The 13,952-nt window shown below is 44.5% G+C and carries 12 protein-coding genes; 5 read left to right on the top strand and 7 right to left on the bottom strand.

Annotated elements, in window-relative coordinates; translation table 11 throughout:
• Positions 1-4 precede the first annotated feature (4 nt).
• The 3 genes from ACLSU7_RS07070 to ACLSU7_RS07060 all read right to left on the bottom strand — a co-directional run bounded on the left by ACLSU7_RS07070 (position 5) and on the right by ACLSU7_RS07060 (position 4,036).
• Positions 5-1,129, bottom strand: a complete 1,125-nt coding sequence (locus ACLSU7_RS07070) for an enolase C-terminal domain-like protein (protein ID WP_413294854.1) — start codon at positions 1,127-1,129, stop codon at positions 5-7.
• Positions 1,122-3,683, bottom strand: coding sequence for a GH3 auxin-responsive promoter family protein (locus tag ACLSU7_RS07065; RefSeq protein WP_413294853.1), 2,562 nt, complete (start codon positions 3,681-3,683; stop codon positions 1,122-1,124). Before ACLSU7_RS07065 ends, ACLSU7_RS07070 begins: the two co-directional genes overlap by 8 nt.
• A gap of 125 nt (positions 3,684-3,808) precedes the next feature.
• Positions 3,809-4,036, bottom strand: coding sequence for a hypothetical protein (locus ACLSU7_RS07060; protein ID WP_413294852.1), 228 nt, complete (start codon positions 4,034-4,036; stop codon positions 3,809-3,811).
• A 104-nt stretch (positions 4,037-4,140) separates the two neighbouring features.
• On the opposite strand from ACLSU7_RS07060, the gene ACLSU7_RS07055 reads away from it, so the two are divergent.
• The 5 genes from ACLSU7_RS07055 to ACLSU7_RS07035 all read left to right on the top strand — a co-directional run bounded on the left by ACLSU7_RS07055 (position 4,141) and on the right by ACLSU7_RS07035 (position 10,215).
• Positions 4,141-4,641 (top strand): hypothetical protein, encoded by a 501-nt coding sequence (locus ACLSU7_RS07055; protein WP_413294851.1) that lies wholly within the window; start codon positions 4,141-4,143, stop codon positions 4,639-4,641.
• Between the two features lie 100 nt (positions 4,642-4,741).
• The gene (locus ACLSU7_RS07050) at positions 4,742-5,458 is read left to right on the top strand and encodes a response regulator (RefSeq protein WP_413294850.1); all 717 of its coding nucleotides are present in this window, start codon (positions 4,742-4,744) and stop codon (positions 5,456-5,458) included.
• A complete protein-coding gene (locus ACLSU7_RS07045) occupies positions 5,455-6,129 on the top strand; it encodes a response regulator (RefSeq protein WP_413294849.1) in 675 nt (224 codons plus the stop codon). The genes ACLSU7_RS07050 and ACLSU7_RS07045 overlap by 4 nt, the downstream gene beginning before the upstream one ends.
• Positions 6,126-6,491 (top strand): Hpt domain-containing protein, encoded by a 366-nt coding sequence (locus tag ACLSU7_RS07040; protein WP_413294848.1) that lies wholly within the window; start codon positions 6,126-6,128, stop codon positions 6,489-6,491. The genes ACLSU7_RS07045 and ACLSU7_RS07040 overlap by 4 nt, the downstream gene beginning before the upstream one ends.
• Positions 6,492-6,609: 118 nt before the next feature.
• Entirely contained in the window at positions 6,610-10,215 is a 3,606-nt protein-coding gene (locus ACLSU7_RS07035; protein ID WP_413294847.1) for a hemagglutinin, read from the top strand.
• A gap of 33 nt (positions 10,216-10,248) precedes the next feature.
• On the opposite strand, the gene ACLSU7_RS07030 is transcribed toward ACLSU7_RS07035, so the two are convergent.
• From ACLSU7_RS07030 to ACLSU7_RS07015, 4 genes are all read right to left on the bottom strand, one after another.
• Entirely contained in the window at positions 10,249-10,815 is a 567-nt protein-coding gene (locus ACLSU7_RS07030) for a DUF1989 domain-containing protein (RefSeq protein ID WP_413295383.1), read from the bottom strand.
• Between the two features lie 11 nt (positions 10,816-10,826).
• Complete coding sequence (gntA, locus tag ACLSU7_RS07025) at positions 10,827-11,537, bottom strand: guanitoxin biosynthesis heme-dependent pre-guanitoxin N-hydroxylase GntA (protein ID WP_413294846.1); 711 nt, start codon at positions 11,535-11,537, stop codon at positions 10,827-10,829.
• 68 nt (positions 11,538-11,605) lie between these two features.
• Positions 11,606-12,520, bottom strand: a complete 915-nt coding sequence (locus ACLSU7_RS07020) for an acyltransferase domain-containing protein (RefSeq protein ID WP_413294845.1) — start codon at positions 12,518-12,520, stop codon at positions 11,606-11,608.
• A complete protein-coding gene (locus ACLSU7_RS07015; protein WP_413294844.1) occupies positions 12,520-13,869 on the bottom strand; it encodes a ferritin-like domain-containing protein in 1,350 nt (449 codons plus the stop codon). Before ACLSU7_RS07015 ends, ACLSU7_RS07020 begins: the two co-directional genes overlap by 1 nt.
• Between the last annotated feature and the right edge of the window lie 83 nt (positions 13,870-13,952).

Genomic DNA, 13,952 nt, shown 5'->3' with positions numbered 1-13,952 from the left:
TTATCTAGGGAAAGAATTTTTTGAAATGGTCTTTAAGAGGCGTCAGGTTTAAGCCGGGCCCTTTTAATTTTGCTTCACCTGAAAGTTTACCCCACGGACCCAGTTTAATCTTAGGAGTGAATGGATCATAACTTAAAAGATGGTCTGAAAAAGCACCTTCCCAGAACAGCGGGCGGTGCGCATTCTTATGCAGAATTAAAAGTCCCGCGCGCGCAAGCAGAGAGGTTTCTCCGACTTGGCAACCTAAGCCCCACAAGATTTTATTTTTCTGTGCAAAGACCAAAGCTTCCTGAGTCCTCATCAAACCACCTAATTTTGAAATGCGCACGTTGAGGCAGATGCGTGAAAAGTACGTTCGATATTTCTCTAAGCCTGCGACCGTGATAAAGGACTCATCCAAAATTAAAAGGCTTTTGGATTTTTCTAAGAATTCAGTTTGCGCTTCATGATTATCAACCGCAAAGGGCTCTTCAATGGCCCAAATTTCAAATGGAATCTGAGATAAGACCGATTGCAGATCCTTATAGGAGGCAAAGGAGTTGTTTGCATCCAAGCGGATTTTGGGAATCAAAAATTTTGTGGCGGAGAGGGTCGGATGGTTTAAGAATTGAATCAACTGTTTGACAGAATTAGGCGAGACTTTGATTTTAAAATCACGAAAGCCTAAGAATAAACCCCGCAAATAAGTTTTAAGCATTTTCTTAGGTGTCCCTAAGCCAATGACCATCGTGTTGTGAGGTCTTACACGGCGAACTGCTCCCGGAAAAAAGTTTTCGACAGATTGATTTTTAATTTTACCGTAAAGATCCCACCATGCGAGCTCCAAGGCGCAAAAAGCACTGGGATTTTGGTCAAGCCACCTGCGCTCTTCTGAAATGAAGCGACTTAATTCTTCTGGTGAGCTCGCATCAGCAAACTTTTGTGCGCGAGGGTCTCTAAAGAACTCGGTAACAGTCTCTGTGGTTTCACCCGTCACATAGGGGCGGGGACAGGACTCGCCCAGGCCTTCCACACCGTTCGATTTTAATGTCACCCACAAAGTGCTCGATGCCTCACGCTCAAAGGTGGCATGGGAAAATTTAATTTTAAATGGAATCTCGTCCATCGCAAATCTTAGTTCCCTACTCATGACGTTGCCACTCTTGCCAATTAGGAAGAATTTTGACGAAGTTCGTAAAGGTGTTTAAGGCTTTTAGTTTCCACTGGGCTTCGCGGATGTTTTTCAAAGTGATTTCTTGATGACCAAACTCATGGAAAAAACCTTTTTTCATACAGCGGATTTGGCAAGGTCCCAGGCGCAAGGATTCCCTTTTTGACTGATACTCCATGTTCTGAGCGCATAAGGCCTCGTCCAAAGCTTTTTCAACTTCTCGCAGGCGTTCACGGCTCAATTCTGATTCACAGAATACAATATAATGAGATTTCTCCTCGTGGGCGATCATCATCATTTCTAAATGAAGGTGGTACTTTTTATTTACCAAGGACACCGCTTCTAAAAATTGATTTTCGTAAAGCTTTTCACCGGTGATACTGGTAACACCCGAGCCTTTGCGTTTGAATTTGATCAAAGGAATGTTTTCATGCATGCCCGTGACGGCAATGATGTCATTCATATGATAGCGATAAAGTCCCGCTGGCGTCGTAATAATAATCAAATACTCTTTTCCCACTTGCAGCTGGTCCATGGTTAAAACATCTGGTTTTGGGTCGCCCTCAGCATCGACTTCTTGAAACTCAAAGAAGTATTCAAATAACGACGGAAGCTCGCCCTCGTCGTGAGGCATTGGTACAGCCATCCGACCTTCAGAAGCCACATACCCCACGTCTTTGTATTGCACATTTTCTGCAAAGCTTTTCTTTAGTTTTTCATAAGCTAAGCGGCAGCTGCCACCTTGCCAGCAACCCACTAAGCGAGTATTCGGCAAAAGATGTTTAAGTAAGATTTTTCCTTCGCGAGCTTTAATTTCACGTAAGTGCAAGGCGCGCTCAATATCGACCGTACAACGCTCAGATATTTCTGCTTGTTCAGCCTCAGGAAGGCTGCCCAGTTGTGAAAATCCACCGCGCTCTAAATCCTGAATCAAGGAATCAAAATGGGTGTTGGCAAGTTCTTCGATTTTTAAAAGTGTCGAGGGGTTCGCTGCGACTACGAAGGTGATATCACGCTGACTTAACACCAGCCGTAAAATCGACAGATATTTTAAAGTTGAATCTTCAACTCCATAGATGGAGTAGGGGACGACATACATATTTGTAAGCCAGCTAGGAAGACTTGCATAGATATGTGCGGTCGTCGCACCCACTTCCAAGCCCGAGGGTTGAACCTTTTCAACTTTTTGGCCCGAGAAAACTAAAAACTTTCCTTCTGTGAATCTCGGCTCCATCAAATGAGCATGATACAACCACAGTGCTTGGGTTTTGCGATAACTTTCAAGCGTCGAGCTTAAGATCGGAATTAATTTAGGCTGACTAGTGGAGCCACTGGTTTGCGTATAAAACAGCGGCTTCGGCGTGATTAAGCCCCACTGGCTCTGCTGGTCTTGTTTTTCAAAGTGCGGGCGGAAGGCTTCATACTCGGCCAAAGGAAATGATTTCTGAAAGTCTTCAATAGATTTGATGTGAACAGAATTTTTCTGCATCAAAAACTCTGTAGTGCCATTAGCAGCAAGAATCTTAAGCAAAACTTGCTCTTGAGTTTGGCGCAGATTTTTTCCGGCTTGAAAATATAATTTTTGCAGCTTGCTGCCACGATGGTGAACTGAAAATCTAATCAACGCCTGAAAAAAGTTTTGCAACAATGCCGGACGGCGGATGAAACCTTTTTTATCCAATCCCTTGATAAAGGGGGCACGCATTTGATCGATAAAGTTTTGCGGGTAATTGGGGTTTTGTAAACCGTATCGTGCCGGGCCCTTTAGATCTGGTAAATAGTAGGTTCCAAAAACCTGATCATAGATACTGGTTTTATTGCCATAGTTATTATTCGACTCATGAATTTCATAGGAGTGGTGATAGCGGTGAAGCTCCGGTCCTGAAATTATTCTGTTCAACCAACCAAGCTTAATATCAATATTGCAGTGCTGGAAAAAGCCATTCACGGAATAAAAAATGAAATAAACAGACATCGCAAGGGGACTCACTCCCAAAAACAAAAATAGAATCGATTCAAAACAAAGCTGCGACACTTTTTCAATCGGATGAAAGCGACCCACGTTCCACCAATATAGTTTCAATGGGCTGTGGTGGACGGCATGGATGCTCCACATAAAGGGAATTTCGTGGCAAGCACGGTGCAGCCAATAACGGAAAAATTCACTTAAGAAAATCAGGCAAATCACTTGCGGAATCAAAGGCCACTCATTTGGCCATAACGCTCCTGTTGGAAAAATACCTTGTTGCTGAAGATAGATGATAAATGCGAGCGCGCCCGCTTCAACCAGGCGGCCTAAAAATGCGTGCACTCCGAATAGGTACATGCCATCAAGCTTTGCCTGCTTATCAAAACCCACCCATTCCTTTTTAAAAGGCATCCAGTATTCTGCAACCCAGATCAGTGAAGAGCCAAAAGCAACGCTCAGTAAAGTTCTAACAGGCAGTGAAGGAATAAACGAAGCCGTCAGCGCAAAGAACGCAAAGGAAAGCACAATGGTGAGTGGATAAAATGCATATTTTAGAAAACTCATGAAGCTCCTCAAATGCTGCATTTATCTCATCGGCTTTCCTCGACAAAAGACGATGTTTTTATAGGCTAAAAATTGAAACTGAGAGTATCCGTCTCAAAGAGGGAATCAGGAGTTGAGACTCTCTTTTAATTGGAATCCAGCGCCTTATCGGTGGCCTCAAGTTGCTTTTGGCGCTCTTTCGCAGCCTTATCCAGATCTTTTTGAACTTCCTTGGTTTTGTTCGCGTAATTTTTCATAGTCTGTTCGTAGGAGACAGGGGTTTTTGTTTTCGTATTTTGTGAAGCCGTTTCTTCCGCAAAGCTCGCAATACTCATCACTGTTATCAAAGAGGCAACAGCCAGGCTGAATTTCATGTAAACTCCCAAAAATGATAGGTTGTTTAGAAAGGGTAGCATGTCCCTTTACAGCGGCCAATTTCATTGCGCATTTCTCGAGCTTATGTATTAAAATGATGACGATGTTTGAAGATAGCCCACTTAACAACTTACTCTGGATCGAGGAGCTTTTGCCTCCGGGATACGACGCCGCTCCTAAGCATGGGGGCATGGCTTATTATCTGGATATGAAGCTGGTCTTGATCCTGGTTGAACGCAAAGGTTTGTATGAGCATAAAGGGGTAAGCTACCCTTTTGAACTCTATAATGGCTGCATCATTCCGGTCGAGAAAAAGGCGCAGAATGCATTTTTCTTAAAGTACCTTTTTTTGGAAAATCATCCGGCAAATAAAGATTGGCTCTATATCCCTGCCGAAAATGAAGATTTCGAAGATCAAGTAAAGCAACTGATGCGTGAAATCGCTAAGCACAATCCGCTTCTGGGTCTTCCCGTTAAATTCGATGGTCCCAAAGCTAAAAGCGATGCGACGAAGTCAAAACCCAAAGCTGCTAAGAAAGTACGAGCCACCAAAAAAAGCGAAAACGCTTACTTTCTTTCTATTGCCAAGAAGCCAGTTAAATAAGAATTCTTCCCATGCCTCGAAATGAGACGACTGTTCAAGAAAACTTGAAAAGGTCGTGAGTTATACCGATCAGATGATAGGTACACCGAGGTAACACATTATGAATTCGAACCAACAATTTTGTGCCTTGATTGTCGACGACCAGATCGGCAGCACCATGGTTTTAAAGACCATGCTGGAAAATCGTGGCTTCAAATGTTATCACGCCCTCACTGCCGAAGAAGCAACGGCGCGACTCGATGAGGTTCTTCCCCATCTCTTGATCGTGGATATTAATTTAGGCCCTGAAACCAGTGGTCTTGATTGGTTAAGCGAAGTGCGAAAGGGTTCCTTTGCCTTCATCCCCGCAGTGATGTTGACGGGTTCTGATGATGAAAATACCGTGAAAAATTCTCTGCAGCAGGGGGTGTATGATTACGTCATTAAACCGTCTAACGCTTCCATTCTAGATAAGAAAATAACCTCGTGGATTCATCGACTCAAAGAAGGCATTTATAAGCTGGAAGCAGAAAAAGCTCCGGTCACAGTCGAAGCAACTTTTGATATGCAAATTGTTGCGATCAGTGAAACGGGGCTTTGCTTAGGCAGTATAATTGCTAACGCTGATCCGCTTTCTTTTGCCAAGGTCACCAGTCCTTTCTTTGAAGGCATTGATGTCAGTCATCCCCCAAAGATCACTTTCTTAAATTACGAGAAAAGTCCCACGGGTGGTCTTTATCCGATTCGCAATTTCGTGCAGGTGAGTGGTTGGACCGAGCCTGATTTTCAGAAAATTCGCTTGTGGATTCGTAGTGCGAATCTGGGGAGAAGCTTTTGAAATCAGATAAATCCTTAGTCATTATTGTTGAAGATGCTCCAGATCAGGTTCACCTGATCTCAAGCTATCTGCGTGCACAAACTCAAGACGTGGAAATTTTAAGTTATCCCACGGTCAAAGAATCGATCGAAACGATTTCTAAAACAGAACCCAAATTAGTTATCTTGGACCTTGTCCTGCAAGACGGGTCCGGGGAAGAAGTTCTGGCTTATATCAAAGCCCATAAGCCTGGTGTTCCAGTACTTGTGGTCACAGGGGATCGGAGTGAGGAAACTGTGGCTAAGCTCTTTGAACAAGGAGCCCACGATTATATCACTAAGCCCATTGATGATTTGATCTTCCGCTCGAAAGCTCGTTCTATTTTGAGTTCGCGCTATGTTTCGCCTTTGAATTTTTTAGGCAGACGAGACGGCATAGGAACTCTTTCAGTAAAATCTGAAGTGAAGATTATCAAGATGGACGAGAATGACGTGACTTTGATCTGCCCATTTCATATCGCCCCTGGAGGTAACTTCGCTGTCACCTTGAGTGGCGTGGTGGTTCATCTAAGAGTTCGTCACTACCATGTGATTCCTGGAGAGGGCAGTTTTCATATTGAATGCCAGATTGTTACTAAAAATCTTAAAAGCGCGAGTGATCTTCGCCGCGCGATAAAAGAGAGTGCATCATGAATTCCCAAGTCTGCGATAAAAATGTTTGGCAGGAACTGCGCGAGTTTGAAAAAAATGAGGGTGCTGAGGGATTCTTCAAGCAGTTGTTGCAAGCTGTTCTAACAACGGCGCAACCTGTAATGGATTCTTTAGTGAAGTCCTCGGTTGAAGGGGACGTTAAAAAAACTCACTACTATGCACATAATTTGAAATCGACATGTGCCTCTTTGGGAGCAAAAAGTCTTGCGCAGAAATTGGGAGTCATCGAAACGGGTTGTAAGGAAGTTGAACCCGTCATTCATCATCACGTCATCGCCGAAGCCAAAGCTGAATTCACTTTGTTTCTAAATGAAGTGCAGGAAGAATTCAATCGTATCAATTAGGACGTCATTTCATATATTCGCTTGGTGATGAGACGTTATCAAAAAGTTCACCGAGGATCACCGAACAAAGAAATTCAAGAATCCTTAATAGTGTTCATGAAAAGCCGATACGCTGTACATGTTCACCTTCAACTCTTTGTACGTATATGAAACAGTCAAACGTGTCTTAGTCTTTTGGGGACTATCGCTGTTCTTGTTGCTTTCGTCTTGTACTCTTGAACTGACGTTGAATGACATCGCCTCTCAAGCATTTTTCACTTTAAAGCCTGCAAGTTATTCTGCATCCAATAGCGCAGTATTTGAATTTGAATCTTCGCTTTCATCTAAGGCTGTATACAAATGTTCTTTGGACGGGGCCGACTGGTATTCCTGTGGAAGCCCTGAATCGCTTTCAAGTTTAAGTTCAGGTCTGCACATTTTTAAAGTCATGGTCCTGGATACAGCAGGAAAGTCCCACAAAGAATCCTCGGTGAGTTGGATTGTTGATACCGACGCTCCCATTTTGACGGTGTCCCAGATGCCGACGGCTTTGAATAATTTAACGACGGCTTCGTTTAATTTCGAAGCGACGGATGCAATCTCGGCGGTGGTCGGTTATGAATGTCAGCACACAACTGTGACGAATCCTGCCGGGAGCTTTAGCAGTTGCACCCCACTTGTGCCTCTGGTGGGCCTTACCCAAGACACCCACACCTATAAAATTCGCGCCATTGATTCCGCTGGCAATCGTTCCGCGGAGTTCAGTTATTCATGGACAGTTGATTTAACTGCGCCAACAATTCAACTGACTTCAAAACCTTCAGCCGCAACTACCAGTACATCAGCGACTTTTAATTTTACTAACACTGAAACTGGCGGCGGAGCTTTTGCTGGTTATGAGTGTAAGATTGATTCTGATCCCTATGCTGCTTGTACCAGTGGGATCTCCTTTAGTTCGCTTTCGCAAGGCTCCCATAGTTTTGTTATCAAAGCATCAGATACAGTCGGAAATATCAGAACGTTAACATATTCCTGGATCGTGGATTCGGGGGTCGTCACGCTATCTTCGTTTTCAATTGCCAATGGAGCGACAACCATTGGTTTTGCATATACAACCACCCAGTTGTCAGCCACTTCTTCTTTTGCTGCAATCACGGGGATGAGGTTTTCGGAACTCGCGGATTTCTCCGATGCGTCTTGGGTTCCCTATTCTGCAAATGGCACTGTGACATTGAAAAATCCCGGGGGGCTTAAAACTATCTATGCGCAGGTGAGAAACGCCGCAGGAACAGTGAGTAATTCCCTGACGGATTCAATAACTCTGGATTTGGGCAACCCACCTATTATGGCGATTTCGTCTCCAGTTGGGGGGCAGTCCTATACACCAGGTAGCAGTATTGTACCCATTCAGTGGTCCTGCAGTCCGGGGGCAGGTCCAATTCCACTCGCAGCAAATCCAATTCGCTCAATCAAATACACGGTCGATGATGGGGTAAGCTTTCATACGATTGCTGAAAATCTTCCCAATAACTTAAGTGCGACCACGGGTTCTTATTCGTGGAATTTGCCAGGCGTCACTTCGACCGGCCAAAGTATTTCCGCATCCATGCCCTTAAAGATTCTGGTCAGCTGCACTTCAGAGGCAGGCGTCATCACCAGTGCAATTTCCAATGCAGTAAATTCTAAGTGGACGGTACTTGTCGGTGAGCCTGGTAATCTCAATGACGGCGTTCACATCAACGCCGCTGATTTAACAGCGAACGTTTCACTTGGGGCCTTTGGCTACTTTGCGGATTCTCAGAACAAAATGTATTTCACAAAATTTAACAGTATTTCGACTGTGAATCCAGAAACGGGTTTGGTCACTTCCTGGATGGGAGAACCGTACTCGGCATCTTGCGATATTGCTGGTGGAAAATTCACTGCTCCGGTGATTCTTGATATTAATGAGTCAGATCAAATGCTGGTATTTAGTTTTGCTTGTTCATTGGTTGCGCGCATTCGCATTTCTGACAAGACCGTTCTGTGGAGCAAACAATTACCCACAATCATTTCAAACAGTGCGGTCTTACATAAAGAACAAGCGTCAGCTTTACGATACGTCAAGACCGGGCATTTGTTTTATTTCTCGAATGAAGCGTTTTACATGGTTGATTTAAACTCTGCAAACAAAGATCCGGTTCTGGTTTTAGGAAACCCAGGCGCCTGCGGTACCTTGGGGGCTGTGGGTACGATGGCGGATGCGTCACCAATTCCATGTCCCACTTCAGATCTTTATTTGACGTTGGTTCGACCTGATTTACAAAAAATCTGGATTCAAATCAATGGCAGCACTTTTGAGCTGCAACAGCAGGGCGCTTACGGAAAATATAAAATCGCACAAGTGGGCATGACGACGGGTACCTGGGGTTCCTTCTTTAATCGTTGCACGCAAATGGCATCGCAGCCCAATAAAGCTTATTGTATTAGAGCTCAGTACGAAGGCAATAAGATTGCCTCCTTTGATTTCACGACCGAAACATGGTCTGCGAGTTTTAATTTAGATAAGCATTATAAAAACATGTCGACCATCTATTACTTGGGTGCGGCAAAGGACTTTATTTATGCCTTTTCAACAACGACCAATGAACTTTATAAGGTCGTCGATGACGAAGGTGTCTTTACTAATTCCGCGGTCGCGGGAACTCCGTTCTTCACCTATGGAAATGGAACTGACCCGGGAAAAACAGCGTTCACCCAAATTTCCAGTATCGCTTACGAAGCGACGGGTAAAAACCTTTACGTGCGCGGTCCAAGGCATTTGCGTCGCTTGCATGTCAATACGACAACACCGGGTTCAGAATATATTGACACGATCTCGACAGGATTCCATGGTTCGGCCGGCAACAGTTCCGCTTATGCTTCACTGACTGTTTCGTCTGGCGGCATTGCGGCGTTTTCTCAGATTGCGGGAACTCCGGCGAATTTGTGGAGCTCCTACAATCTCTCCGCGTGGGCGACAGCAACCGTTGAGCAAACGCTGGCTATCGGTCCTTATTATTATCAGGCGACTTCGACGGCCTCCGCTTATCCCGCTTACGGAGCAGGGGTGTTTAATACGACGGGTACCAGTTACAATCTGATGGCTGCAAGAAAACTTGGAACATTTCTGCCCAATGGAAAGCTTTATTTCTATGGCTCATCAAGTTTGACGGACCAAACAGATCTATGGATTTTTGAATCTGACAGTGCCACAGGAAAAATTAAACCGATTGCAGGTGGAGCAGGAGCTGCAACTTATGTGGCGACTGATCATGGCCAGTTGGCATTGGGTTCTTATTTAAGTGACATCTATGGTATGCAGCCCGATGCGAACGGCGACCTTTTAGTATTCGATGGAAACAGACTGCGTAAAATCACCGTTACGACAGAGTCTGCGAATCCAAGAATCTATGATGTGATTAACTTTGCTATGCTCCCAGGTGCACCGACTGTTTCCTATTGGACTCATGCTGTTTATGATACAAGCACCGGTTGGAGTTACTTTGCCGCGGCCGAGTCCTCGGCCCTCAGTCAAGTCGCTCAAGTGTGGGCGGCTCATCCAACGCCAGGCTTTCAGCAGATATCCACAGCGGGATGGGTGTTACCGTCGCAGCTGGCAACATATCGTTCAATCAATTTAGCGGTAACACCTTTGGGACTTTTACTTTTGGATACCAGTAAGAAACGTATTTTGAAAACAGGACTCCTGCCGACTCCGCCGTAAGAAATCTGTCGACGAGAAATGTTGCAAAAAAAATTATCTGATTTGATAGTGAATGGGTTTAAACGTGCCATTGTTTGAACCCTCATGCGAACACGCCGTTAAGCCCACGATCAAATCCGTCATTGCCTTAAACACAATATGATCGCCAGCTCTTGATACCGGAGGAAGAATTGCCAATTCTCCCTCGGGACTGACTGTCACATTCATAAAAATATTGAAAGTTGTAGAGATATGATCGGGATTTATCTGATGTTTAGAAAACGCGTTACATAAGTTTTCATGACAACTGGGATGGTAGTCCTCGTTACCCGCGACTATTTGAAACATGCGAAGACTGCACGGGGTCATTAGGAAATCATGTCTTCCACAAGTATCTTCAACAATTTCTAAAAGGGGATTGCTTCGTTGGGAGTAAAGCTTATGCCCGGTGGTTAAGTAAATCCGGTCGTTGTAATCAATCGATCTTCCCGCAGAAAGGCTTTCAGAAAGATCGGAAGCATTAAAACAAAATAGATCCGAAACCTGCTCCCCCATGGGATCAGTGACTTTTAAATACTGATCTTTCTTTAAAAGAAACGAAGTACCGGATTGGGGTGGAATGATAAAAGTATCTATTTGCGCGCTCCTTTATGAAAAGGACAAACCCAGTCATCACTGTTGTTTCTGCCGGAAAACTGAATGGCTTCCCACGTATCATTATACTTTTCGCTCATGGGATTTACGTCTCCTTGAAACAGCATGTCTCTTTTGCGATTGGCTTTAATCATGGGCTGATAACGATTTCTACGATCTAATTCTTTAAACTGCTCGTAGACATTAAACACCAATGTCGGATAGCGGGTCCGACGTGACAGGCGAGAGCTGTTCTGGTGCATTCCCACTACAAAGAAAGCGGTGCCACCAAGGCTAAAACAGAAATTTTTATCTTCGGGATTATCACTGAATGCTGGATCCCAGGACTGATCGATATGGGGAACTTCCGTCAGATGAGAAAGTTCTTTCCACAGCCGTTTTTCAAAATCCTCTTCATTCATATCTATTAAATCCGGAAAGACCGCAAAATAACTTAACTCTAAAGAGCCGGTCTTTTGCTGTTCGTCCCGCAAAGCCAAAAGATCTTTTGCCAAGCGTCCGCTGTGATCTCCGGCTCCCAAAGCGCCAAATACACCGGTTCGGTATTGGCCCGTTGATAGAGTTTTAAGAGCAGCGATACAAGGGTAGTTTTCTTTAAAGACCAGGGCGGTTATGTCTTTCTCAAATTCCGTGAGAGTGTCTTCAACATTCATGCGGACAACGCTATAGATATGTTTTGCACATAGCAATAGAGCCGCCTCTAGGTTTCACATGTATAATTTTAGAAATGTCGTATGACAAACGATCTCAAAAATTTCTAATTTAGCAGCTCATAGGCTTCTTTAGTTTCAACAATGACAGGAATATCACGCATCAGTCCCGAAAGACTACGGCATGGCCCAATGTTGATAAAGCGAGTGATACCTTTTTCGTTCACCAACTTTTGCACCGCTGTCGACCAGTGAATGGTGCGTGTAATACTTAACAGAAATTCTTCTTTGATGACTTTTGGATCTTCCAAGGGCTGGGCACTTAAACTCGAAAAAATCGGAACCTTGGGGCGGAAAGTTTGAACTTCGGCAAAGTCACTTTCCACCGCGCGAACATAAGGCAAAATATAGCGAGAGTGCGCAGGGTAATCCAGGATGTTCATTGTATTCCACCCTTTTTCTTTGGCACGCTCTTCCACTTTTCCAAGATCTCCGTATCTGCCGCCCACATTTAAAAATCGGGGAGTCAGGCAGGACACATCCACTGCGACATCTTGAAACCACTTATAGTCTTCTTGCGTGAAGGCTTCCCCACGGGGGGCAAGAACACCGATGTTGCGACCGATTTGATCAATCCCGTCGATTCTTTGAGTGAAGTGAATGTGATTGTAAATGGCGTCTTCAAAAGTGTAAGCCCCGGCAAAAACAGCGCGCGCTAAATCTCCCAAAGAGCATCCCATCACCCAGTCAGGACTTCCATGCTGTTCACGCATGCGTTCAGCCACGCCTGCTTGAATGGCACAAATCGCAACGGCAGCGAGGCTGATATTTTGAATGGAATAAATGTCTTTTGTTGGCAGTTCCAAAAATTCCTTAAAGGAAAACTTTTTACCAAAGCGATTTGCAATGATCTCTTCTGCCTTAGTGAAATACGATTGAACTTCCGGGAGGTGAGTAAAACGATTGCGATCTGATTTGCGGATGAGGGCATTAAGGCCTGGGAAAATATAAGCCGTTGCCATTATTGAAGCTCCATCAGCGCGGGAGATTTTTCACTCAGCTCAGTTGTATTTGCAGTTAATGTCGCGAAATACGCGTGTCTATATGGAGGAGCAAAATTTTCCCTTTGATCAAACTCCATTAAAATCCCAATAGTGTTTTCTGCGACCTTTTCAAAGATCTCTTCCTCGGTTTGACGAACGAATTTCAAAATCTCAGGGTTGAGCAGACTCTGTTCATTTAAAGCGGTGTTGACCATTTGCGTGTGCATAGCTTCGTCTTCAAGGATCATCGTGATCGTATGAGCCACTCCCACGTTGTCAGTCCATTTGATGATGTCGCTATAGTGTTTAAACACGCGCATCTCAAGACCCCAAGCTCCATACAGATAAAGCATATCGGGATCTTTGATTTCACGAACCAAGGCACTGAAATAACGAGTCAGATATCTTTGCAGCTGACGATTTAAGCGGTGATCCAGCTCCTTGTATCCCTCAACCATCATCAAGCGACGACGATCAAGCAACACGGATCGGTGAAGCATGCGCGCGTGGCGCATTTCATCTTCCACGTGTTCTGGCATTTGTGCTGGCAGTGTTAATCCACGAGAGATAAATTCTTGTTGCATGTGTTCTGCAGCGGCGGATTCACTGTGTCCCAAGGCTTGCACCCAAGCGATGGTTGCAGCAGGGCGCTCTCCCAAAAGCCACGCTAAACGCAGGCTTGCTTTCGCGGAAGCACTCGGTCCGCGGACTTTGGATTGAAATTCACGAATCAAATCCGTCATACGCTCTGCCATTAACAGACACATTTCTTTTTCGATACCTTGCAGCTGTTGCAGGGATAGACGGTCTTCTTCAGATAAAGAATTGCGAAATTTTCTGCCCAGTTGAATGTGGGCTGTCTCATCATTTAGGACGATTTGCATCGCCTCACGAATGTGCGAAAAACCCGTGCTTGGAATATAGGCCGAGTAAATTTGAAACGGGAACTGCTCAATCGTGATCGCACCATGAACGTACGCCGCAAAACGATTGTTCGCTTTCACCAATTCAGGATTACCAAAATAACCCATGATGAATGTTTCAATGATATCGCAAAAACGTGTGCGCAGATCCTGGTAAGCTTGATTCAAAGGTTCAGCGAACGGGCGGATGCTTAAGATCACATCACGATGACGGTGTTCATCACCAGCGTGCGCTTTAATCTCTTCTAAAAATTCAGGTGGAGTGGAGTTGGAAATATTCCCGAGAATAGTTTCTGCCGCAAGATGCTCCATGTGCGCCATGGAAGTCAGCCATGCAGACTCGATATGAGGATCTTTGGTGACTTCCATCATCAGTGTTTGAATCGTTTCGCTGAAGCTTTTCATGCTACAATTGCTAACATGTTTCACATTTGTATGACCAATTAACTTTGGGGTACGTTACATTAATTTCTTAGACCTAATTGTTA

The sequence above is a fragment of the Bdellovibrio sp. HCB185ZH genome (assembly GCF_047302455.1).
GTDB lineage: Bacteria > Bdellovibrionota > Bdellovibrionia > Bdellovibrionales > Bdellovibrionaceae > Bdellovibrio.
The sequence above is the reverse complement of the archived record's forward strand: the minus strand, read 5'-3'. Positions and strand labels throughout refer to the sequence as shown.

Bases quoted from the DNA above. Each gene is read 5' to 3' on its own strand.
- ACLSU7_RS07070 (WP_413294854.1), bottom strand. From the start codon at position 1,129: ATGAGTAGGGAACTAAGATTTGCGATGGACGAGATTCCATTTAAAATT.
- ACLSU7_RS07055 (WP_413294851.1), top strand. From the start codon at position 4,141: ATGTTTGAAGATAGCCCACTTAACAACTTACTCTGGATCGAGGAGCTT.
- ACLSU7_RS07015 (WP_413294844.1), bottom strand. From the start codon at position 13,869: ATGAAAAGCTTCAGCGAAACGATTCAAACACTGATGATGGAAGTCACC.
- ACLSU7_RS07040 (WP_413294848.1), top strand. From the start codon at position 6,126: ATGAATTCCCAAGTCTGCGATAAAAATGTTTGGCAGGAACTGCGCGAG.
- ACLSU7_RS07065 (WP_413294853.1), bottom strand. From the start codon at position 3,683: ATGAGTTTTCTAAAATATGCATTTTATCCACTCACCATTGTGCTTTCC.
- ACLSU7_RS07060 (WP_413294852.1), bottom strand. From the start codon at position 4,036: ATGAAATTCAGCCTGGCTGTTGCCTCTTTGATAACAGTGATGAGTATT.
- ACLSU7_RS07035 (WP_413294847.1), top strand. From the start codon at position 6,610: ATGTTCACCTTCAACTCTTTGTACGTATATGAAACAGTCAAACGTGTC.
- ACLSU7_RS07020 (WP_413294845.1), bottom strand. From the start codon at position 12,520: ATGGCAACGGCTTATATTTTCCCAGGCCTTAATGCCCTCATCCGCAAA.
- ACLSU7_RS07050 (WP_413294850.1), top strand. From the start codon at position 4,742: ATGAATTCGAACCAACAATTTTGTGCCTTGATTGTCGACGACCAGATC.